At 37.1% G+C, this 23991-nt stretch carries 19 protein-coding genes and 3 pseudogenes; 7 read left to right on the forward strand and 15 right to left on the reverse strand.

The window, feature by feature from the left end:
- Positions 1-20 precede the first annotated feature (20 nt).
- On the reverse strand, positions 21-551 hold the full coding sequence (locus MHB45_RS12745; protein ID WP_072273179.1) for a hypothetical protein: 531 nt from the start codon (positions 549-551) through the stop codon (positions 21-23).
- A gap of 169 nt (positions 552-720) precedes the next feature.
- Between MHB45_RS12745 and metA the strand changes: the two genes are divergently transcribed.
- A complete protein-coding gene (metA, locus tag MHB45_RS12750) occupies positions 721-1629 on the forward strand; it encodes a homoserine O-acetyltransferase MetA (RefSeq protein ID WP_034307589.1) in 909 nt (302 codons plus the stop codon).
- A 108-nt stretch (positions 1630-1737) separates the two neighbouring features.
- On the opposite strand, the gene MHB45_RS12755 is transcribed toward metA, so the two are convergent.
- Together MHB45_RS12755 and MHB45_RS12760 are read right to left on the reverse strand one after the other, a co-directional pair.
- Positions 1738-2433: an AIM24 family protein gene (locus MHB45_RS12755; RefSeq protein WP_072273180.1), complete on the reverse strand. Its 696-nt coding sequence runs from the start codon at positions 2431-2433 to the stop codon at positions 1738-1740.
- Positions 2433-3128, reverse strand: coding sequence for a class I SAM-dependent methyltransferase (locus MHB45_RS12760; RefSeq protein ID WP_072273181.1), 696 nt, complete (start codon positions 3126-3128; stop codon positions 2433-2435). The genes MHB45_RS12755 and MHB45_RS12760 overlap by 1 nt, the downstream gene beginning before the upstream one ends.
- Positions 3129-3623: 495 nt before the next feature.
- Here MHB45_RS12760 and MHB45_RS12765 point away from each other — a divergent pair.
- Positions 3624-4170: pseudogene (locus MHB45_RS12765) on the forward strand (transposase); the annotation flags it as partial.
- Positions 4171-4283: 113 nt separating this feature from the next.
- Here MHB45_RS12765 and mntR read toward each other — a convergent pair.
- The 5 genes from mntR to MHB45_RS12785 all read right to left on the reverse strand — a co-directional run bounded on the left by mntR (position 4284) and on the right by MHB45_RS12785 (position 8941).
- Entirely contained in the window at positions 4284-4712 is a 429-nt protein-coding gene (mntR, locus tag MHB45_RS12770) for a transcriptional regulator MntR (protein ID WP_048687667.1), read from the reverse strand.
- 102 nt (positions 4713-4814) lie between these two features.
- Entirely contained in the window at positions 4815-6989 is a 2175-nt protein-coding gene (locus tag MHB45_RS12775; RefSeq protein ID WP_072273986.1) for a DNA topoisomerase III, read from the reverse strand.
- A 1076-nt stretch (positions 6990-8065) separates the two neighbouring features.
- Positions 8066-8512 carry a dCTP deaminase gene (gene dcd, locus MHB45_RS12780; protein ID WP_309247774.1) on the reverse strand — a complete coding sequence of 149 codons (447 nt, stop codon included), beginning with the start codon at positions 8510-8512 and terminating at the stop codon, positions 8066-8068.
- Positions 8463-8663, reverse strand: a complete 201-nt coding sequence (locus tag MHB45_RS28315; RefSeq protein WP_373689745.1) for a 2'-deoxycytidine 5'-triphosphate deaminase domain-containing protein — start codon at positions 8661-8663, stop codon at positions 8463-8465. The genes dcd and MHB45_RS28315 overlap by 50 nt, the downstream gene beginning before the upstream one ends.
- Before the next feature lie 29 nt (positions 8664-8692).
- The gene (locus MHB45_RS12785; protein WP_275452464.1) at positions 8693-8941 is read right to left on the reverse strand and encodes a metal ABC transporter permease; all 249 of its coding nucleotides are present in this window, start codon (positions 8939-8941) and stop codon (positions 8693-8695) included.
- Here MHB45_RS12785 and MHB45_RS12790 point away from each other — a divergent pair.
- On the forward strand, positions 8862-9269 hold the full coding sequence (locus tag MHB45_RS12790; RefSeq protein WP_275452465.1) for a winged helix-turn-helix transcriptional regulator: 408 nt from the start codon (positions 8862-8864) through the stop codon (positions 9267-9269). The two genes, MHB45_RS12785 and MHB45_RS12790, sit on opposite strands and share 80 nt — an antisense overlap.
- 379 nt (positions 9270-9648) lie before the next feature.
- Here MHB45_RS12790 and MHB45_RS12795 read toward each other — a convergent pair whose 3' ends face one another.
- Positions 9649-10170, reverse strand: coding sequence for a hypothetical protein (locus MHB45_RS12795; protein WP_048679278.1), 522 nt, complete (start codon positions 10168-10170; stop codon positions 9649-9651).
- The gene (locus MHB45_RS12800; protein ID WP_048679280.1) at positions 10163-12907 is read right to left on the reverse strand and encodes a DUF3289 family protein; all 2745 of its coding nucleotides are present in this window, start codon (positions 12905-12907) and stop codon (positions 10163-10165) included. The genes MHB45_RS12795 and MHB45_RS12800 overlap by 8 nt, the downstream gene beginning before the upstream one ends.
- 1143 nt (positions 12908-14050) lie before the next feature.
- Here MHB45_RS12800 and MHB45_RS12805 point away from each other — a divergent pair.
- Positions 14051-15409 carry an IS1182 family transposase gene (locus MHB45_RS12805; protein ID WP_072272405.1) on the forward strand — a complete coding sequence of 453 codons (1359 nt, stop codon included), beginning with the start codon at positions 14051-14053 and terminating at the stop codon, positions 15407-15409.
- 177 nt (positions 15410-15586) lie between these two features.
- Here MHB45_RS12805 and MHB45_RS12810 read toward each other — a convergent pair whose 3' ends face one another.
- Positions 15587-16072 (reverse strand): hypothetical protein, encoded by a 486-nt coding sequence (locus tag MHB45_RS12810; protein ID WP_226990398.1) that lies wholly within the window; start codon positions 16070-16072, stop codon positions 15587-15589.
- Between the two features lie 687 nt (positions 16073-16759).
- The gene (locus tag MHB45_RS12815) at positions 16760-17305 is read right to left on the reverse strand and encodes a TetR-like C-terminal domain-containing protein (protein WP_161922427.1); all 546 of its coding nucleotides are present in this window, start codon (positions 17303-17305) and stop codon (positions 16760-16762) included.
- A 181-nt stretch (positions 17306-17486) separates the two neighbouring features.
- Between MHB45_RS12815 and MHB45_RS12820 the strand changes: the two genes are divergently transcribed.
- A complete protein-coding gene (locus MHB45_RS12820; RefSeq protein WP_048682121.1) occupies positions 17487-18233 on the forward strand; it encodes an SDR family oxidoreductase in 747 nt (248 codons plus the stop codon).
- A gap of 160 nt (positions 18234-18393) precedes the next feature.
- Positions 18394-19096, forward strand: a pseudogene (locus MHB45_RS12825) (SDR family oxidoreductase).
- Between the two features lie 282 nt (positions 19097-19378).
- On the opposite strand, the pseudogene MHB45_RS12830 reads toward MHB45_RS12825, so the two are convergent.
- Positions 19379-20234: pseudogene (locus tag MHB45_RS12830) on the reverse strand (helix-turn-helix transcriptional regulator).
- A 121-nt stretch (positions 20235-20355) separates the two neighbouring features.
- Here MHB45_RS12830 and fabF point away from each other — a divergent pair.
- Positions 20356-21591, forward strand: a complete 1236-nt coding sequence (gene fabF, locus MHB45_RS12835; RefSeq protein ID WP_072273982.1) for a beta-ketoacyl-ACP synthase II — start codon at positions 20356-20358, stop codon at positions 21589-21591.
- 332 nt (positions 21592-21923) lie between these two features.
- Here the strand turns inward: fabF and MHB45_RS12840 are convergent, their stop codons facing one another.
- Positions 21924-22151, reverse strand: a complete 228-nt coding sequence (locus MHB45_RS12840; protein ID WP_048682109.1) for a hypothetical protein — start codon at positions 22149-22151, stop codon at positions 21924-21926.
- A gap of 639 nt (positions 22152-22790) precedes the next feature.
- On the reverse strand, positions 22791-23735 hold the full coding sequence (locus tag MHB45_RS12845) for a sporulation protein (RefSeq protein ID WP_072273981.1): 945 nt from the start codon (positions 23733-23735) through the stop codon (positions 22791-22793).
- Between the last annotated feature and the right edge of the window lie 256 nt (positions 23736-23991).

The raw sequence follows: 23991 nt of genomic DNA on the forward strand, positions 1-23991 counted from the left end.
CTTTAATCCTTTTCCTATCATCACGGAATCTTCACTGCTTGTATGGATTGAATCAAATACTCTACCATGTCTTCCAAATCATCCATTTGTTCTTCTCTTACAAGCCTTCCAAATGAAATTTTATATATAGAAGAAGTAATGGTTTGCTTTTTTTTACTGACCGTTTCGCTGGTCGTCACTGAAATGATTCTCTGATCTCCCCAAATTTTTTCCAGATCATTCAACAATTGTTCAGCATTCACTTCATCAAGCTTTTTAGGAAAAGAAATGAATATATTGACCGTGCAGCCTGAATGCGTATCATCAATAGCTGCATCGAGTAACTCCGAACTTAGGTTATGTAGGGAAGCGTGTAGCTCAATGGCACCGCTAATCGAAATGGGCGCGATTGGGTTTTTCAATTCCATCTCGATCTTATATGATCTGGACATGGTTGAGAGATTCACTATATCATCACGGTTTATGACCAATATATCCCCAATGAAGTCACGATCGTAAACCGCTCCTTCCAATACCACTTTCATGTTTTCAAATGCTGTAGGATCAAACAATCTCCAAACACCTCTCCAACTTCATAGTTAATGTTTTCCGATCTTCCCATTTTACCATTCCCAGGCCATTTCCTTCGGGATTTACAAGAAATTATTAAAATAGCGCTTTTCTATTCAATAATTTTCTATATAATTAAAATATTATGATTTTTGGAGAAGGAGGCTAATCATGCCAATCAGAATTCCGGAACAACTGCCAGCAAGGGAAATTTTAGAACAGGAAAATATCTTCGTAATGGATGAGGAAAGAGCTACCAATCAGGAAATCCGTCCATTGAATATATTAATTTTAAACCTAATGCCAGAGAAAGAAAAAACGGAGGCCCAGTTACTGCGCTTTCTTGGCAATACTCCCATACAAGTAAATATATCATTCCTGCGCTTAAGCACACATGAATCAAAGAACACAAGTAAATTTCATTTAGATCAATTTTACAAATCATTCAATGATATTCGCACGAAGAAATATGACGGCTTGATCATTACAGGCGCTCCAGTGGAAAAGCTGGAATTTTCAGACGTTAATTATTGGGAAGAACTCCAGAGCATCATGAACTGGTCAAGTGAAAATGTCACATCCACCCTACATATCTGTTGGGGGGCACAAGCTGCCCTGTACCATCATTATGGAATAGGCAAATACGAACTTCCAGAGAAATGCTTCGGGGTATACACTCATGAGGTCCTTGAACCGAATGAAAATCTAGTCCGCGGATTCGATGATTATTTTATGGCCCCTCATTCACGCTATACGGATATTGACTATCAAAAATTAGTTAACCATCCTGAATTGAAGGTTCTCGCACAGTCCGATCAAGCTGGTGTATTGATGGCTGCTTCAGTTGATGGAAAAAGAATTATGGTTACCGGCCATTTCGAGTATGATGCCGATACCCTTGGTGAAGAATACAAGCGCGATAGGGAACGCGGGATCAATACTCAACTCCCTGAAAATTACTTTCCTGATAACGATCCGACCAGGATACCTCTTCACCGCTGGAAGAGCCATTGCAGCCTGATGTTCTCGAATTGGCTGAATTATTATGTCTACCAATCAACCCCTTATGAGTGGGATTGAAAGGGTAAGAAAAAAGAAGCTTTCACTTTGAAATGAATCGCTTTTTTATGGCAGACACATCCGATCATCATGGGAAACAACCTGAGTAGCTGACTCAGGTTGTTTGTTTCATGATTCCTTATTACCGAAATATACCTCTTCAAAAGGTTGGACGACCACAAATCCTTGTCCTTCGAATTTCATTTGAACGGATTCGCCGCTTCCCCTTCCAAAGAACGACTTCAATGAAACATCCGTTACGAATTCAGGCTGCAATTCCCCTGACCAAGCTACTGTGGCATTCGGGTCCGTATAAACCGGATTCCCAGGTTCCACCATTAAAGTAAGAGGATCATAATGGGAAGTGAATGCGACCATGCCTCTCCCCTCGAGCCTTACGTTGAACAATCCGCCTGCCAATAACCCGGCAATGCGCCGCATCATTTTTATATCCCATGAAATCCCCGGCTCAAATGCGAGTAAATCATTTCCGTTAACACAGATCGATTCACCATTTAACTGTAAAATGGAAATCTTCTTCCCTTGATCCGCAACGTATAGCTTGCCGCTTCCGGTCGCTTTCATCAAGGATGCACCCTCACCGGTTAAGGCTTTTTTAAAGAGTTTACCAAGACCATGCTCCAAAATACCTTCCCGCTCGAATTTAATGTTGCCGCGATAAGAAACCATCGTTCCCATTTTTACCCAAATCCGCTTTTCCAAATTAATCTCCAGAATTCGTTCCGTTTCAAGTTCAAATAAACCTTGCCCTTTATCCTGCTGTTTCGTCTTTTCAACGAATTGATCGATTTGATACTTCTCCATCACTGCCCTACCTCTTTTTGAAGGAGGAAAAGCCACATGAACGATACAGCTTGCTTTAATTCCTTTGAAAAATGTCCGAGCTTTGTATAGTCCACCCCTCTCTTTGCTACGCCGGTATCAGCCACTGCCTTCCATCCCGTTTCTAAAGCCATTTTTTCAAATTCCCACGGCTGCATGGTATTCATGATGACTTTATCTCCTAATAACCGGTGGAAGCTGAATTTTTTTCGTGGCTCAGCTGTTGGACCAAGTATTCCAAAACAGACATAACCTCCAGGCTTAATTACCCGTTGAATTTCCTTCATCACCGTTAAAGGTTCACCCGTATATTCCAAAGAATTAATGACCATTGCCGCATCCATTTCTTCATCTTCGAAGGGAAGGTTATAAAAATCCCCTTGCAGGAAAGAAAGTCCTGGTTGATGAGCGGTTTTCCCCTTTGCAAATTCAATCATCACATTGGATAAATCAACTCCAGTTACTTTAAATCCCGCTTCGGCCAATTTCAAGGAACCAACTCCATCTCCACAGCCTATGTCAGCCACCCTCACTCCCGAAGGTACATATTCAGAAAAGAAGGGAATGATGTTTTTCCGACTCCCCGTTTCCCACATTTCTTGCGAATTCTTCGCCCACATAGGTGCAAAAACATCCCATTCCTTTTCCGACTCTTTATGCCATGTATGTATATTCATAAGAAATTCACCCTCCCATTTAACCCCTAATCAATAAGTTACTGAAAAACACAAAAACACTTCGTTTTCCCGAATTAAAATACCGGGGCCTCTTTATAGCTATTCTGTTCATAATCAAAAAATCCTCTTTTAAAACGTCACTCCCCTGTACAACTTATTGGACGTTGATTTCCACTCCAGGCACTCGCTTTCCGCGGGCGGTCCGGGAGCCTCCTCGGCTTTCGCCTGCGGGGTCTCCCCTGGACACGCTTTTCCCGCAGGAGTCTCGTACCTTCCGTTCCAATCAACTTTGTTTTAACTTTTAGATAGAACACTTTTGCCTAGAGTCGTTTTTGTTTTAAAATAGAAGTATTAAAACTTGAAGTGATGAGGATTCTATCTAAACATGATTCTATTCAGCCTTTCATTTATGACTACTGAACACGTTTTCGTGGATTCCACACATGTGAAAGCCAGTGCGGATAAAAGAAATTTGAAAAGAAAATCGTTCTTAAAGAAACACCAGCGATTACAAGCTACCTATTTAACAAAGAAAATCATACGGGCTTTACCTTATACACGTCCTAGCACAAAAGAAGGATTCTTCCGCAAACAGGACTATGTATACGATGAATGCTTTGATTGTTACCTTTGCCCTTCGGGAGAGCTATTAAAGTAGTCAACAACAAATAAAGAGGGCTATCGCGAGTATAAATCCCCAAAACACATCTGTGCAACATGCTCATTTTTATCTCGGTGTACAGAAAGCAAAGACTGTCAAAAAGTGGTGACACGGCATATCTGGCATACATATGTGGAAGAAGCAGATCATCTGCGACATCATCAAGTTGTAAAACCTATATATGCGAAGCGTAAAGAAAAGATTGAGCGTGTATCGCAGATGCAAAAGAAAAGCATGGTATGCGCCGTACTCCTTTAAGGGGACTTGAAAAATTGTCGATGCAGGCGATGCTTACCTTTCGCTGCCATTAATTTAAAGAAGATGGCCAATTCAATTGGACAGGGCAAGGTCCAAAAATGGCCTAACATAGTGGGCTCTTAGAGCCCCAATCTCTGAATATTAGGGGAAAATTCAAAAGGAATTTCAAAAAGGGGTTAGGAATTTTTTAATTCCTAACCCCTTTTGTCTACAAACTAAAAACTGCCAGCGGCAGCTTATTTTGAATTTTCTTCATTTCTTTTTTGTATCTTTCGTAAATCTTCGACACGGTCAGGAGATTCTTCAAAGAATTCAACCAGGTCTCCAATCCTATCGATGGCATTCCAACTAAGGTGGTGTTCAATCCCCTCTACATCCTGATAAATATTTTCTTCCTTGACCCCAATCAACCTTAGCATCTGTTCTAAAAGTTCATGGCGGTAAACGAGCCTTTTACCAACTTTTTTCCCATTTGCAGTTAAGACGAGACCCCGGTACTTTTCATATATCAAGTATTTTTCCTGATCAAGTTTTTGAACCATTTTTGTAACAGAAGATGGGTGGACGGAAAGATTTTCAGCAATATCGGAAACTCTTGCATATCCTTTTTCTTCAATAAGTAAATAAATTTGTTCTATGTAATCCTCCATGCTCGGTGTAGGCATTCGGAATCCTCCCATTCAAACGCATATCTAAAAATTTTACTATATATACGACCCCGAAACAAGAAGTTATAAGTCTCAGGGCGCCTTTAATGAAGTCTTTCCTCAAGTTTGCTTGACGTTTTGTTCTGTCGGGAATGTAAAACTGATCTTCTTTTCAGAGTCGGACCAAGATAAAATGGCATCAAAGGTCTTTTCCCCTTTCTTAAAACCGCTTATCAAATCCGTTTCACCGCTTGCCAACAGCTTTTTTATATTTGCTTGACTAATTTTCTTATCAAGGATTTTTTTGGATATTGTGAAGTTACACTTTGTTTTTTGATAACTTACACATCCATAGAATTCCCCTTTATCGACAATCTTAGAACCGCATAGTTTACAGCTGCCTACAGATGCGGAACTTCTCTTTTTAGGGCCGCTCCGTTGAATCGACTCGGTATCCAGCCCTTGAAAATCCCAGCTTTCCGATGATTCCACGGCATCACTGATAATTTTTGCTGACATCTTTTTAACAGCTTCCATAAAGCCTCCAGCTGAAGCCTTCCCTTCACCAATTTCCCTTAATCGCTGTTCCCATTTGGCTGTCATCTCGGGTGAAGCCAGGATTTTCTCCCCGATTGCAGTAATCAGCACTTTCCCTTTATCTGTCGCAAACACCTGGTTTTTTTTCACATTGATGTATTTACGGTCTTTGAGCATGGTAATGATTCCAGCCCGAGTTGCTTCGGTTCCGAGACCCTCGGTTTTCATCAGTACTTTTTCCAACTCTTCATTATCCAGATGCTTTCCGGCAGTTTTCATCAAAGTGATCAGCTGACCCTCTGTATAACGCTTAGGGGGCTGGGTTTTTCCTTCTTTCACCTTTATATTGGCGACCTTTCCAGAATCCCCTTTTGAAACGGACGGCAAAATGATATCATCATCCTGGTCATTATTTTGAAAAATAACTTTGCGCCATCCCTCTTGAATCTGCTGCTTGCCTTTAGAAATGAATTCGGCCCGCTTATCGACGAGCGTTTTAATGGTAGTGTAATCGAAAATGGCCTTCTCATAATGGGCCGCAATCAACCTGCGAACAACCAAGTCATATATATTCCGTTCTTCAGCGGAAAGCCGCTTTGGGTCGGTTACCTGCTCCGTTGGAATAATGGCATAGTGATCAGTCACCTTCTTTTCATTTACAAACCGTTTATTATTCATGATGTTCGGTTGTGGCAAAGGAAACAGGGATTCATATTCTGAAAATCCGCTTAGTTTTTGCAAAATATCGGGAAATGTTTCGGCTTCCCCCTCCGTCACATAATTGGAATCTGAACGTGGATAAGAAACGATCCCTTTTTGATATAAACTTTGCACGATATCAAGCGTCTGTTTCGGTGAATATTTATAAATCTTGTTCACTGTCGCTTGCAATGACGATAGATTAAATAACAAAGGCGGCTGAAATTCTTTCCTTTCAGTATCCATTTCCGCTATTTCAGCTTCCTTACCCTTACAAAAGGCGGCAATTTTATCAGCCATTTCTTTTGTCTTGATTCTCGGGTCATTGTTCAGCTGCCATTTCCCCTGATATTTCTTACCGTCCATCTTGAAATCTGCGAACACCTCCCAGAACGGTTCAGACTTGAATTGCTCAATTTCCATTTCCCGCTTTACTATCAAAGCAAGAGTCGGTGTCTGAACCCTTCCAGCTGAAAACACATCCGAAACGCCCCTTTGTTTCAACAAAATACTATACGCTCTCGACGCATTCATTCCCACAACCCAGTCCGCGCAAGCTCTCGTATACGCTTCATAATAAAGCGGCCTGGTTTTTTCTTCGCTCTTCAAATTTTGAAATCCCTCATAAATCGCTTTCGGGGTCAAAGAGGAAATCCATAAACGTTTCATCGGTTTATTGACATTGCATAAATTAACGATGTTGCGTACAATCAACTCTCCTTCACGCCCGGCATCACCTGCATGAATGATTTCATCGACTTCCGGTTTCCTAAGCAAAGTCTTCACAACATTGAATTGCTTTGCCTTTTGTCGGGTCACTTCATATTGAAATTTCTCAGGAATCATCGGCAACGTTTCCATCGACCATTTTTTCCATTTTGAATGATAGGTTTCCGGCGAAACAAGTTGACATAAATGTCCGACGGCCCAAGTTACATAAGCTCCATCGGGGAAAAGTTCATTCGGCATGATTTCTATATAGCCTTGCTGTTTTTTCGTTTTAAATTGAGCCGCTAGCGTTGAACCTTGATCTGGTTTCTCCGCAATGATTAGCTTCATGATCATCTTCACCTAATCCGTTACAAAATATCTTTCCCCTATCATTATACCTTAATTATCACAATCGGCTAGATATGACTTCGTTTTTACCGGACTGATAGTAGAAAGCATGAAATGATTGCTTTACTTTGGTGTAGAGTAAGGTTTTCAGGGAGATAAAAAACCACCTAATATTGGAAGTTCAATAGATGAAAACTTCGCATTTGGGTGAATCGGAGTAAGTATATACAAATAGTACAATATTATATGTGTGATTCAATACTTTTCACTATTTAGATGTAGAAATTGAATTTTTTGATATTATTAATACCAAAGCTAAAGGAATTGGATCTTCATTAAGCAGATATTTAATGAGAAACAACGATAACCTTAGTTGGATTGAAACTCAACTTATTATTATTATTTCAGAGAACTATAATTTCTCATGTAATCAATTGAACAAGACTGAAATTTCTAAGTGTTTAACCAATATTCAAAACATTAATTGGTAAGTGAGGGAGTTTAAAATATTTGAAAGGAGTAAGTGGCTCTAATCTATTAGCGGCTGATTTAATTACCTCATTTAAAAATTAACTGATTTAGGAAAGGGTTGGTTTGATATGGAATACCATGAATGAACTATAGGCCCGCCTGAAGGCAATAAGAACACTTGTCCCTTATGGGGGTTACTTAAGGGTAATCAGCTCACTAATAGAAGAGTAAACCCTGTAAAAGGTTTACCCCAGTTGAAATTAAACTCTAACATTGAAACAACGTTTATAATTGTTAACTCACGTAACTTAACTTTTTTGTTTCATTAATCCGTTCCATAGAATGAGCAACAGCAAATAAACCAATAGCCTTGATATAATATCTCTTCTGTTTTTATAGATATGTAAACTTAAGGTAATTAATTAGCACTATAGAAAAGAGAAGATTCTTCATCTTTAGCATCTTTACAATTCACCTTTTTAGGCGCTTCTTCCTTAAGTTGCTTAACACTCATTATTTTCCCTCTTTTCTTTGAATGTATGAACTAATGAAAGTTTCAATATAGCAGACAAATTAAAAAACCTAAGACTGGGTAATCCTATAAATTAATCAAATTCTTTAAATTTCCATTTTGTTTTCAGACTTACATCCTCAGACTCCTCTTCAAGAGAGACTTGGGTCTCAGTTGCTTTATTTTGACCATAGTATTTTCCTATGTAAGGAGTAGTTTCTTGATCCAAAGCAGCTAAAACTAACTGGCATATTCGTCTCCCTGCCTTTAACTCAATTGGCACACGATTTGCATTGTAAAGTTCCAATGTAATATGTCCCTCAAACCCTGGATCAACCCATCCAGCATTTTGAATAAACAGACCTAACCTTCCAATAGAGCTTCTGCCTTCAACGAAAGCAGACATATTATTAGGTAACTTAATAACTTCTATGGTTGTTCCTATTACAAAAGCTTGAGGCGGAATAATAATATGATCTTTGTAAATTTCTTTATAAGCAGCTGGTTTGTCCAGTGAAAAAAGAGGTGTGGAATATTTCAATCGTCAAAAAATGATTTCCTATCCGTAAATCAATAGAAGCTGATTGTAGTTGGGATTGTTTCAGTGGTTCAATGATAAGCTCTTGCTCCTTTATCTTCTTTAAGATTGTTTTATTGGATAGAATCACAATAGTTGTACCTCCCGAATCCATATTCTCTAATATAATCTAGCGACTGATAGTTATAAGCTTTCCTGACGTATTCGTCTCTTAATTTTTCTATTGACACTTATTACTAATTTGTGACTCAGAAAACCAATAAATAAGATGATGACCAATAATAAAGTAATGGTAGCGCCTGGTGGAGTTCCTAATGTATAGGAAGAGACCGATCCCAAAAAGATACTAAACATGGCAATAAGAACAGCAGTCACAATTACCACTATAAATCCTTTCATGAACCTTATCGCAAATGCAGCTGGCAAGACCAAAAGAGCTGAAACTAAAAGAACTCCGATCGTTGGTATAATAACTGAAATAGCTAAACCAACCGGCCGTTGGAAATATCTTATTCTTTGGTTTATAAAGTCTAAAGAGCGTCGTTATAGTGAAATTAAAGCTTTTTTAGGCGATATTCCCCAATGTTCTCATACAAAGCAACTTCGAGAACTAGAAACAGATGGCTTAATTAATCGCAAGATATATCGAGAGGTTACTCCTCGAGTTGAATATTCATTGACCACAAAAGGAGAGGAATTCATTCCTATTATTGATTTGATGGAAGAATTCGGGAGGAAGTTTGGAGAGCAAGTTGATTAATTAAGACAACGTTACCCCAATACCAGAGAAATTAAAAACAAAGGTGCACTCAGTAGAGGCACCTTTGTTTTTAATTCATAATGTATTTTTGTAAATCTATAAATAACCATACTGTTTTGAGGAATTATGCGTACTATTCCGGCTAAGCTATCCGGACCCGTTAATATTGTAATTCTGAGTGCATAAATAAGCCCTTCCATTCCGCCTCTTTTTTTAAAATACATTATCTAAGTATGAAACTGTATTAAATCCTTCTTCCTTTAGTTGCATAAGATAAGAGCTGCCTTAAAGACAGCTCCGATCTTCAGATAAAGCCAACCATTAGTTCATTAAGAAAGGTAATTTCCATTTTATTACTTTCCAGGGTATGGATAGAGTATCACTCAACAAGCTGATCCTCAATAAAATGCTTACTCTTGATAACCTTTCCTTCCTTATTTTTATCATAAACATTGTATTCTTTTTGTGTTTCAGCATCTGACCAAATGATATATGCAATTAGATCATTCTTATGATGTTCTAGCCGATCTGTATTCATGTAACTTTCATCAAGCTGCCAGTCTCTTGGCAAATCTTCACTTTCCCTATAAAAGGATATATCAAAAATCCTGTTTTTTCCTTCCATTACTTTCATTTCTTCTTCAACCGAATGTTCCTTACTGTATTTTTCAACTATTTCTTTCAATTCAATTAAATCTTTTGGTGGATTTAGAATCATATAATGCTTTTTAACAGTCACATCTTCTTCATCCTTTTTACCAAAGATCTCTTCTGTATTTTCAATTTCGAAAATCTTTGTTTCCCCACTTGATTCCTCATTCTTTTTACATCCAATTAAGTTTAATGGAATTAAGAATATACAAATCATTAAAACTATAATTTTTAAATTAACTTTAATCACTCAATTTCCCCTCAAATGGTACATCCATTTCCATTACAGTAACAAAGGGCTTATATTTGCCATTATATTCATCATAATGCTGTAAGACAAACCAGGAACGGAATCCTGCTAAGTTGACATACTCCTTCTCAACATCTGGCCGATCCAACCCAAAATGATCATATAAACGAACACGCATGACTCCTTTAAAATGATTATTCTCAACAGAAAAATCTTTTACGGATACCGTATTCCCCCAAGTATCATTTACTGTAATTGTAAGACCACCTACTCGGTCACTCCAAGTGCTAAACGTCGGATAACTAGCATTTCTCTGTATCAAATTATAAAATTCATTTGAATTCTTTGTACTTTTATCCAACTTAAGTGCTGCCAAATTACCTCCATTTTTCTTTAGCTCATCAACTAAGGCATTTTTGACAAATTCAACATAGGCTTTCGTTGTTTCATGCTCACTCGCTTCTTTAGTTAAAGTCTGGTTTTTGTACTCTTTACCAGTTCCCTCTTTAAAATGATTAATCATATCTAAAATAACATCTTCCATATCTCCCATGGAAAACAAGCTTGTTGTCATATCCTCGAACTCATAAAAGAGAATACTTGGGAAATAAGATTCAAGTAATTGGAACCTGAACATCCAGCTAATGTCTTTTATTTCATCTTCTGTATAATCATTTGTTTTCATATCATTCGCTACATTTCCATTTTCATCATAGCCTTCTGGTCTATCTGATTGATAAATTTCTGTATCGGTAAAATCAGAGTACAACGGTCTCAAATCCTCATTATCAAACTTTCCATCTCCGTCACTATCTTTTCGGTCAGGGAAACTGGTTGGAAAGAAACCTTCAAAATGAATTTCAACTCCAAAAATTTCTACCGTGAATGATTTTAATTGCCCCATTTCTTGCCCATCGGTTAATCCATCTCCGTCACTATCCTTCTTATTAGGATCTGAGTTAATTATACCGTACGGTGTTTTCATTCCTTCAATTTCATAGCTGTCGTATAAGCCATCCCCGTCCGAATCTGTTTTATCAATTTCTACATCACCTGATATACCATTTTCGGCACCTCTTCCTACATCACCTACTGTCTTCATTGCAAGATTGTTAAGCAGATCTTTATTTACATCATGCGTCCTTGAGTAGTCTATTTCCCGTTTCCATAGCTCCAACCATTTTGCCTTATCAACAACCAGATATTCACCAAAGTGAGTAGTTTCCACACTTATTGTATTTTTACTTGTATCTAACACAGTGTTAATGCTTTCAAACATTTCCTCGTCTTCATTGTACCAAATGATGGCTAGATCATCTTCCAACGTGTCTCCGAGCTTCGCTTCATCATAAGTAAACTGAATGCTTGCTTTCTCAAATTCTGATTGCGTATTGATGCTTACAGGGGAACCAATAATACCGTGTAAATTAGTTGTTTTAATATTTATGTTGTTTGTGCTGCTAATTCTAGTCGTTTTATTAATATTATCCTTTGCACTAAACTCAACTTCTACGCTTTTAATTTCTGATTTATCAGGCTGAATCAATGATTTACTAATCGATTGTTTATAGAGTTCTTGTGAATCCTCGCTTCCGTCATTGTCGCCGTCTGCAGCATTCGGATTTGTCTTTAAAGCATATTCATCTCCATCACTTAACCCATCGTTATCTGTATCATACTTATTAGGTAATGAATCGAACTGATGTACTTCAAATCCGTCAGTTAAATCATCTTGGTCCGAATCTCCCTTAATCAAATTTGTTTGATTAGCTTGCTCGTCTTTATTACTCAGGCCGTCTTCATCGATATCTTCATCTGCATCACTTATGCCATTACGATCTGTATCAATTTTTGTCGGGGAAATAAATGATTTAACCTCATATTCAATATTGTCCTGCAATCCATCACCATCTGTATCCTTTTTAAATGGATTCATTCCCTCCAGGAATTCTATTCCATCTGTTATAGTATCGCCATCCGTTTCAGAGGTAGTTTCAAAGAATTCTGTGTTAAATGAATAGCCTGCTTTTTCAAGTCCGAATAACACTTGTTTATAAGCATTTTGATAGGATTTTGATGCAGGGACAGCTAGATCTTTTTCTAGAAACTCATTACCTTTTTCAGACATCTTCCCAGCGTTATTCAAATGAGCTTTTAGTTTATTTCCTTTGTGATCTGCTTGATCGGAGATATCCTTTAAGATGCCGATAGCATTTTTATTGACAATTTTATCCGATAAATAAAAATTAAAGAGTATATCTGCAAGTAATACTTCAGTTGGTTCATTAAAATCGTTTTTCGTTACATACCCCCATAAACATATGGTTAACTTATGTTTGATTTCCAAGAGCCGATCACTTTTAAGAACCGACTCATGTATATACTCCTCTTGAACAGCTTGTTCATATTGGTTAATCAATTGTTGAAGTACATCAAGTTCATTAATATCTTTTTGTTTAAAGTCTCCGATTTCATCAAATTCCGCTATCAGTTTAGAATCAAACTTAGCATTAGTTTCTTTTATGACTGTCGCGAAACGCTTTAATTCATTTATTGCAATCTGATCATAGATTTTTGCAATTCTGGTGTCCTCATAGAATTCATATTCACTTAACCACTGTTTTACATTTTGCTCACTAGAGTCATTGCCTTTGGCAACCACCGCTTGCCCAATTCCGCCGAAAATCATTGCAAAGATCAATAAAAAACTCAATATACTTTTTACATTATTTATCAACGTGATAATCACCTCTATAAAAATATTAATTTAACCTATTACGATATCATGGTTCCCATCCAAAGAAATATTGTCAAAATTCTTGAGTTAATGTCATTAAATGAACTCCTTTACAATTGTTATTTTCTAATAGCAACTAGTTAGTACCTATAAAAGTAAAATAGGAATTTACTCCAAACAACGATAATGCTGAATATTCTGAAATTTACCAAATCAGAAAGACACCTAGTGCATTGCCTTTTTAAATTTACCGAACATAAATAAATCTTTGAACCAATAGATTTTCGGACTGTAAACCAATGGCTGATTCCCGTTTAGCTCCTCAACCGTTTATATGAAACGTGTCAGAGGATGATGCTTTTTGTTCCTTGGACTGTGCCGAAAATGCAAAAAGCATTGAAGAGCATAAAATAAACAGTAACAGCTCTTATAATTCCTTGAGGGATAAACTCATTTTTGCTCCTTTCCTCCCTAAAAAATAATTTTTTCAACTAAGTATTAGTTTACAGATTAAAAATATGGATTATAAGGTAAAAATTTCCTATATATTTTTATCAGACTTATGAATTAATGGTCTTATTTTTAGAGATTAAACCAATATATAGCCATTTTTCTTTAAATCCACCTTTTAATTCAGATGTACTTTCCTTTTCCTATAAGAAAAACCCTTTAGATATCCACAAAGGGGTAAAGCATCGTAACTTTTTTGCAAACATCACAACTTTATTCAAAATATCTCATTTTTTTATAAAAAACGTGACTATATTTTAGATACCACACTCTGTACAATTTTAGGGTTCATTTCTTTAGCCATTGCAGGTTTACTATGTAACCGATGAACGAACAAAAAAGACCTTCAATTGAAGGTCTCAGACTGTAGACAAACTCGATGAAAATCGAGTTTGTCTATTTTTATGGCTTGTACAATTTGGACGTTGATTTCCACTCCAGGCACTCGCTTTCCGCGGGCGGTCGGGGAGCCTCCTCGGCTTTCGCCTGCGGGGTCTCCCCTAGACGCGCTTTTCCCGCAGGAGTCTCGTACCTTCCGTTCCAATCAACTTTGTCTTACCTTTTAGATAGAACACTTTTGCCTGGAGTCATGTTTGTTTTAAAATAGAAGTATTAAAACTTGAGGTGATGAGGATGCTTTCTAAACATGATTCTATTCAGCGAGATCAACTTGAAATGATTACTTTAGATCAATTGGTGCCACCGAACCATTTGGTTCGTAAAATGGAGGCTGCCATTGACTTCACTTTCATTTATGACTTGGTGAAAGATATGTATTCAGAGGTAGGACGCCCAAGTATTGATCCAGTTATTTTAGTTAAACTGACTTTCATTCAATATACCTTCGGTATTCGTTCCATGCGTAAAACGATTGAAGAAGTTGAAACCAATATGGCTTACCGTTGGTTCTTAGGCTATGGTTTCCATGATAAAGTACCTCATTTCTCTACGTTCGGGAAAAATTATGAGCGACGCTTCAAAGATACAGATCTGTTTGAACAGATTTTCTATCGCATTTTAATGACAGCTGCTAATAAAAAGTTAATAAGTGCTGAACACGTTTTCGTGGATTCCACACATGTGAAAGCCAGTGCGAATAAACGGAAATTTGAAAAGAAAATCGTTCGTAAAGAAACACGAGCGTATCAAGGACGTCTTCAAGAAGAAATCAATCAAGATCGTGAAAACCATGGAAAAAAGCCTTTTCCACCAGATAAATTTGATAAAGAAGAGACCAAAGAGATTAAAGAAAGTACAACGGATTCTGAGAGTGGCTACTATGTGAAAGATGAACGAACAAAACAGTTTGCCTATTCATTCCACGCGGCCGCAGACCGCAACGGTTTTGTATTGGGAACGATTGTAACACCTGGAAATACACATGACAGTCAGATCTTAGAGCCACTAGTTGAACAAGTGATTGAGAAAGTTGGAAAACCGGAAGCCGTTGCCGCAGATGCAGCTTATAAAACACCAGCGATTACAAGCTACCTATTTAACAAAGAAATCATACCGGCTTTACCTTATACACGTCCTCGCACCAAAGAAGGATTTTTCCGCAAACAGGACTATGTATACGATGAACATTTTGATTGTTACCTTTGCCCTTCGGGCGAAACTTTAAAGTACTCAACAACAAATAAAGAGGGCTATCGCGAGTACAAATCGCCAAAACAAATTTGTACAACATGCTCATTTTTATCTCGGTGTACAGAAAGCAAAGACTGTCAAAAAGTGGTGACACGGCATATCTGGCAAACACATGTGGAAGAAGCAGATCATCTGCGTCATCATCAAGATGTAAAACCTATATATGCAAAACGTAAAGAAACGATTGAGCGTGTATTCGCAGATGCAAAAGAAAAGCATGGTATGCGTTGGACTACTTTAAGGGGACTTAAAAAATTGTCGATGCAGGCGATGCTTACTTTCGCTGCCATTAATTTAAAGAAGATGGCCAATTGGACATGGCAAGGTCCAAAAATGGCCTAACATAGTGGGCTCGTAGAGCCCCAATCTCTAAACTTTAGGCGAAAATTCAAAGGGAATTTCAAAAGGGGTTCAGAATTTTTTAATTCCGAACCCCTTTTGTCTACAAACTAAGACCTTCAATTGAAGGTCTTTACTCATATGAGGAACAATGTGGATAAAGGCCCCTCCCTTAATGTGTCAATAAGACCATTTCTCATCATCTGTAACCCACTGATTTTTCTTTAAATCAAAGGATTCATAATCATCGTGAAGAGAAAAGTAGGCTGGCAATAAGATTGCTTGTCTACCTGCTTTTTTCCAGCAATCTGCGACCCAATTAGCAAACGCTTGTTTTTCTGCAAGGTTAATTTCTTCTTCATTTTTTTCGTAGAAATCCCAAAAGTCTTCTGTTTGATTACCTAAAAGGTGGGTGTATCTTACATTTTCAATCATACCCAGACTACCTGCAAAGATAGTAGAATCCTTCCCCTCGTTAAAGACTTCATTAGCCTGTCTATCCATTGAGAACATAGTAATGGATAAGTTAAACTCGGAAGGATCATCTACAAATGCTACAAAATCCAATAATTCCACTTTAGAGTAAATGGTGTATTTATGTAATTCCTTTATATTACTGATTAATGTTTCCGATTTTGCTTCAAGGTTTTCTTCGACTGACTTCATATAACTGTCCATCGTATAAAGAGATTTGACTTCTTCATCTTCTTTGACTATTTTTCCTTCATCTTCTTTGACTATTTTATCATCAGAATTGGCTTTCCTGTTCTCCGTGTTTAATGCTCACAACCCAATACCCTCAATAATAAAATAGAAAATAAAACAGGTGATGCTTTTTTCAAATATTCTCCTCATCTCTATAACTTTTCCATCATACTTCAACCAATATACCAAAGCTTATACCTAAACGATCTCCGAAGCATACAAAAAAATACCCGACAAGGATTCCAAGCAGGTCATCTTTAGCAGAGGCGCTAATACCGTTTCCAATAATCCCAATGAAAAAGCTGCCTTAAAGACAACTCCGATCTTTAGCTAACTCACCCGTTAGCTATCCATGAATCGCAAAAATCGGCGATTCACCACAAATAATGAAAATGGTTAGGAAGTGTCTATACTGATACTGACCTTAATCCAGTCAACACTAATCCATAGTCTAATTAATTAACGCTCTCCTCTTTTTTTAAACGATTGAGTAGGGTCGTCTTAAGTATTGTCATTTTTCATTTTTAAAGAAACTTATTTTCATGGTAGTTTAAGTGCAACCCTTAACATACAACATTTTTTGAAGAGTGAAAAGACATAATTCTCCTCATTCCTTAATAAATAAGAGAGATTTTTTATACGATAAATCTATAAAATCCTCTCTAATAAATCCCCCACTTTTTCTGCCATTTCCTCTGGTGGATAAGGCATGCCATTGTTTAGCCACCATTCCACTACACCTACATAAGCATTTGCAACAAATTCGACAACTACATCTTCGCTTTGACCAAAATTTTTGCCTTCTGTAATATCCACGTCTTTTTTGAACTCTTCGATATTATGCTGAACAAACCGGCTGCGAAAGTACGGAGCTCCCTCACTTGCCAACATCGTCGAAAAAAATAAATAATTACGTTCAAGATATTCCATGCAGTGTACAGTCGATTCAATCCAATCCATTTCAGCTTCCGACTCACAAAGGTAAACCATGTTATTGATATGTTCTTCTATAATTTTATCCAACAGATCAAATTTATCCAAGTAATGAAGATAAACAGTTGCACGGTTAATATTTGCCCTGTCAGAAATATCCTGAATGGTCATGCTATCGAAATTTTTTTCTGACATCAATTCAAGAAAAGCTTTCTTAATTGCCTCTTGAGTTCTTACAATTCTTCTATCCACTTTTGCCATATTAACACCATACTTCCCTTGAGATAGTCAACAATTTTTATTGATTTGTTGTTTAAACAACAAAACTGATTAAATTAACGATTTATATGCCTTGTTTTGTGTAAATTTATATTTTAAATTATAGACAGATGTCGAGAAAACATCAATTGTAGTTTTATTTTACATGAAAGGATGAAACGAAATGACAATTGAAAACAAAGTGGTTGTAATTACAGGCGCAAGTTCAGGTATTGGGGAAGCAACAGCTAAGCTGTTAGCTGAAAAAGGTGCAAAAGTTGTACTTGGCGCAAGACGTGAAGAGCGTTTAGCAAAATTAGCTGAAGAAATTAGATCGAACGGTGGTCAAGTGGCTTATCGCGTCACAGATGTTGTTAACCCAGATGATAGTCAGCAGCTTGTTCAACTAGCTAAAGATACTTTTGGCGGTGTCGATGTAATCTTCTTGAACGCTGGACTAATGCCTAATTCACCACTTTCCGAATTAAAAACTGACGAGTGGAACAGCATGGTTGATGTTAATATTAAAGGTGTATTGAATGGTATCGCAGCAGTATTGCCAACATTTACTTCGCAAAAGTCTGGACATATCATCACTACGTCATCCGTAGCTGGGCTTAAAGCTTACCCAGGCGGTGCTGTTTATGGAGCAACAAAGTGGGCTGTTCGTGATTTAATGGAAGTTTTGCGTATGGAATCTGCCCAAGAAGGTACTAACATTCGCACAGCAACTATTTATCCAGCAGCAATCAACACGGAATTGCTGGATACGATTACTGATAAGAATATTTCAGAAGGTATGACTGCGCTGTACGAACAATATGGTATTGCACCTGATCGAGTTGCCAATATTGTGGCATTCGCTATTGATCAGCCAGAAGATACGAACATTAATGAGTTTACAATTGGACCAACAAGTCAACCTTGGTAATAATAAAAAGAAGATAAAACTAAGAGCTATTCATTTTCTGAAATTTAGGCTGTCGAGAAGATCTTGACAGCCTTTCAATTTCTTCTCGGAATGTTATACAGTTTTAACTGGAGAAATCTCCTCTGCTCAAAATTATTATCCGAAAAAGGGAGGAATTAACATGTCAAAGGATATCAAAGTTGCACTTGTCACTGGCGGAAATAGAGGAATTGGATATGAATTGGTCAAACAATTAGCTTTGATAGGTTTTAAGGTTATTCTGTCGGGATCCGGAGATGGGTCATAAAGCGATACAACAACTTAGGGAGTCAAATCTGGACGTTTCGTTTGTGTCGATAGATGTCAATAATCAAGAAAGCATCCGTCAAGCTGAAGTAGTAATAAATGAGAAGTATGGAAGATTAGACGTATTGATTAATAATGCTGGCGTGTATCTGGATGAGAATAAACAATTATTGAATATGGATCCATCAATTTTAGAGAATTCAATGGCAACCAATTTCTTTGGAGTTTACCATATGATCCGTTCCTTTATTCCCCTCATGGAAAAACAAGGATATGGGAGAATCATCAATGTTTCCTCAGAATATGGGACAATGAGCGAAATGTCATATCCAGGAGTAGGCGCTTATAAAATGTCAAAATTTGCCCTGAATGGATTGACACAATTGATAGCTGTAGAAATCAAATCTGATATAAAAATAAATGCGGTCGACCCGGGATGGGTAAGTACAGATATGGGAGGACCATCTGCTCCAAGAACTCCTGAGCAAGCTGCTGAATCTATCCTTTGGTTAGCTACTACTGGAGCTGAAGGACCTAACGGGGGTTTCTTCAGAGATGGAAAACGAATCGATTGGTAGCAACACTTCATGAGCAAATTATTTGGGGTTAAAGCTGGTTCGATGAATCCATCTTTTGCAATTGTTACTGCTTTAGAACCAATTAAAGAAAAAACCCGGTTTTCCTTTGCCTAACTAGGATAACCGGATTTTTCTATAACTTGGTGAAGAAATATACCTAAACTAAACTGTCCCGTTCGTGCCATATGAAAAAGGCTGCCTCAGCAACCTGCCTTATTGAAGTAAAGCACCTTAGTTGAAGTATTTTGCGAGTATTATTTCAAAGACTGTAGATATGCTGGTTTATGAACTTTCAATGGAGATTTTTTTCATTAATCGTTTTTAATTTATCTTCCGTAGCTGTTCCCTCTACTGGTGTATAGATACTGCATCTTAAGTCCATGTCCCCCTGGACTTGGAGAGAAGTTAAATTAAACAGCATCTTTCCGGCTTTGGCATGTCTAAATTCAATCATCATTTCTGGAGCTTTACTCACTTGACTTTCTTGCCATAAAGATTGAAATGCCGGGTGAGAATCACTCATTTCTTTAATAAATAGGTTATACCACTCATCACCTAAGTAGTGACCATAATAGGCACGGAAAATGGAAAGAAATCCTTTAACAAAATGCTCCCAATTCACAGCTAATGATTTTAATTCTTTTCTTGTAAATAATAGATGGATTAAATTTCGTTGGTCATCAGGGAGTTGTTCAAAATCTAGAAATACGTGAGCGGCAGCATTGTTCCAGCCTACAATATGACAATGTCGATCTGTAATGATAGTAGGGCAATACGTTAACTCCGCTAAAATTCTTTTCAAAGAAGGACTAAGTTTTGGTTGATCCTTCTTTCGATGAATAATGGATGATTTCACTTCTAAAGCTAAATCATATAGATACTCTCGTTCATCATTATTTAATTGCAGAGCTGTAGATATGCAATCCAATACGCTTGTAGAGACCTTTATATCCCGACCTTGCTCTAGCCACGTATACCAAGTAGTACTAACCCCCGCCAAATGTGCAACTTCTTCTCTTCGCAAGCCAGGTGTTCTTCTCCGTGTACCAGCAGGTATACCTATAGATTCAGGCTTAATTTGGGATCGCTTCGTTTTCAAAAATGTAGACAAAGCTTCAAGTCTGGTTTTATCATTCATTTCTAAATCCTCCATCATAACAATTTAACCGGGTAGTTATTATACCAGGATAAACGCTCACTTGTAATAGGATAACCCCGAAGTATAATACAAGTATACTATTCATTTGGGGTGATGAAAAATGGAAAGAGTCGTTATTACCGGAATGGGAGTAGTCTCTCCTATTGGAAACAACGTAGAAAAATTTTGGAGAAATCTGACTGAAGGTAAGTCAGGCATTTCCTCTATTGATACATTTGATGTGAGCAACCATAAAGCAAAAATTGCAGGAATTATTCATGATTTTAATGCAGATGATACTTTAGGAAAAAATGAAGCCCGACGTCTAGATCGCTTTTCTCAATTTGCTTTGGCTGCTGCTGAACAAGCTTGGACTGATTCTAAAATAGATATTGATGATATCAATCTAGAAAGACTTGGCGTATATGTTGGTTCGGGGATAGGAGGAATAGAAACATTGATTGAAAATGTGGATACTCTTCGAGAGAAAGGTCCAAGAAGAGTCAGTCCAACCCTGGTACCAGCCATGATTTCTAATGCTGCCGCAGCCCAAATTAGTATCAAATGGAACGCAATGGGACCTACTATGTCACCTGTTTCTGCTTGTGCAATCGGAAATACCGCTATTGGTGAAGCATTCAGGCTTATTCGCTTTGGAGAAGCTGATGCCGTTTTTGCTGGAGGAGCAGAGGCAGCTATTACAGATTTATCACTAGCTAGTTTTGGTAATGCTACAGCATTATCAACGAGAAATGATAATCCAGCTAAAGCTAGCCGTCCTTTTGATGTAAATCGAGATGGATTTGTCATGTCAGAAGGAGCAGGAATTTTAATCTTGGAATCTTTATCTCACGCCTTACGCAGAGATGCAAAGATTTATGCTGAAGTCATTGGGTATGGTGCAAGTTCTGATGCCTATCATATGGTAGCTACACACCCAGAAGGCAAAGGAGCCTACCTTGCAATGAAAATGGCTTTGAAAAACGCAAATATTTCTCCAGAAGAGATTGATGTTATTAGCGCACATGCAACAAGTACAGAAGTGGGAGATCGATCTGAGACACTAGCGATTAAAAAGCTATTTGAATCAAAAGCTTATCAAATCCCAATAACAGCTAATAAATCTATGCTAGGTCACATGTTAGGAGCAGCTGGAGGCGTGGAAGCAATCGCTTTGGCAAAAAGTTTAAAGGAAGGAATTATTCCTCCAACCATCAACTTAGAAAAGCCGGATTCATTATGTGATTTAGATTATGTATCAGGTGTTGCTCGTAAAGTGGAAATAAGTACTGGGCTATCCAATTCATTTGGTTTTGGAGGTCATAATGCAGCTATCGTTTTAAAAAAATACGAGTGAATTAACTTTCACTCGTATTCTTTTCAATTAGTGATTGTATTGAGTCTTATTGGAAAATCAACTTCGAAAAAGTCTTGTTTTCTTTGATTAAGGCTTTTTTCTTATTCATAAAGCCATATTTTTTGAAATACCTTTTAGCTATACTAACTAATTTAGTAAACAAAACAGTTAAGATTCATTGTCCACAAGTTTTCTGAAGTACAACATATTAGTTATATAAGCCTTTTTCAACTCTTATTGGTATTGCACCACAAGCAATAATTCTTTATCATAAACAAGGCTAAATTTTTCTTCGATTAAGAAAATGACAAAAAAAGATCTAGTGCCAATGACTAGATTCTTTTTTTTATATCTTCCCTTATTGATTCAATCATAGTACCTGATAAATTTGCTGGAAGAGATGAGCCATCCTCAAAAACCCATGCATTAATTATTTCAAGATCTTCTTTTTTTAAAGTAATGCTATAATCTTTATCATTGTGAGTAAAGTCAGCTGTAACCGATTCTTCACCATTAAACTCGTCATCAATAATCATATTTTTTATTTCATATGGCTTCACGATGTAATCTCCTTTTTAAACATCTTGTATATAGAATTAGCCTTATAGCATTGTTTATTCATTTTTTTCACGCCAAATCAAAAAACAAGGTGCTACTTTCAGAAGATGAAAGCATGTCAATTCCATTAAATTTGTGGTTATCATAGTGGAGCATTCATATTCTCTCTCCTTCCCTACTTCATTTTTCAGATAATAATAATTTCCCCAAAAGGATATAACCAGAAAAACCTTTTGTTTTGATTGACTTTATATTTTAAAAATCAATCATTAATTTAAGAGGAATTAGTTTACCTACATGTTTTTTCTTTTCTTGATTCACAAAATATGATTAGTTTCATGATCAACTTCACCTAATCCAATTAACAACAGATAGAGATATTTCGTTTTTAGTGAACTGTTCTGGGAAAAAAGAATGGAGATTTCAGACTGATGATAAAACTTTTCTAAATATAGGAGGATTAAGGGGAAATCAGAGCATATTCAAAAGGAAGCAGGTGCACTGTTAAATGTCCTCTTCCTGGCTTCATATAAAAACAACAATAAAACAAGCTTTTCTTACTGATCAAAGTAAGTAACGCTTGTCTACCAATTCTTACCCACGCACTGATTAGTGGCACTTTTTTTATTCTCTAATTATTTTTAGGATTCCCCATCCCCATTATCAAAAAATGAATCAAATCCGCCTTCAAATTCCTCTGTTGCTTCTTCAAACATTTCCTCAATATCAAAACCTTCCAGCATCTCAGTGAATAACATAGTCCCTAAAACACCCACTGCTAATCCACCAACCATTCCAGGTATAGTGTTTCCCATTTGGGAAGAGCGACCATGAGGATGGTTTGCGTAATAAGAAAACGGCTGTGTAAAAGCATAAGGCTGTTCAATAGCTTCCGATATATACTTTCCAAGTAGCTTATGAAGATTGTCTTCTTGCTCAAGAACTTTTTGATTTAAATGAAACTCACGTTTTGCTTCAATTTCCTTGTAGCCGCTTTTACAGTCAACTTCCATCCAGACCCGGATGCCTGATTCTTCATTGGCAAACCGCATTTCCACTTCATTTACTTGTCCCATGAATTGTTGTGTGGGAAAGAAAGCAAATTCCTGTCCATATTGATCGAGTTTACCTGAGTCTGCTGTCTCGCGAAATCCTAATTGAGCCATCGCATTAAAAATGGATGTGATAGATTCCTGGGATTGGATGACTAGCCGGTCTACATCTTTGCGGTCGACCCCGCCCTCAATATCAAGATGTGTATCCAGATAGTATGAAACAGTTCCCCTTGAAATAGGTATATTCGTAGGTAGTACGTAATGAAAAGGAATGACCTTACGTTCTTTGGGCTGAATACAATCTCGATTAACTAATGGTATATGTGCAACTTCCTTAGTAACGCTTCCTTGTTTTAATACCACATTCATCATCAACCGGACAGTCAATTGATTGATTTTCTGTTTCACCTCACCGCCTTGAATGACTAGCTGCCCTTGAATGCTTTCTCCCGCTTGATAATTATGATTGTCACATTGTAAATCTACAGTTGCAGCTCCTTTTCCTAAGCTTGCTAAGATTTTTTTAAACATACGTCCTCTTCCCTTCGTCAAACCTCTATTAGAATTTATATGTAAAATGGGGCGTAATTAGAAAGCACAAGAAATACATTTGTTTTTATGAGATTTCTAAATTATCCCTGATAGTATTACGTCAAAAAATGAAAATAGTTTCAAATAATTTGCCGCAGTTAGTGATTTTCCTTTGATAATGGAGTTCGTCATCTTTTATGATGCTGTTGATGGATTATTAACATTAATTATTGTTAATTTAGGGGGAAAACCAGCA

The sequence above is a fragment of the Peribacillus sp. FSL K6-5616 genome (assembly GCF_038008245.1).
GTDB classification, from domain to species: Bacteria; Bacillota; Bacilli; order Bacillales; family DSM-1321; genus Peribacillus; species Peribacillus frigoritolerans.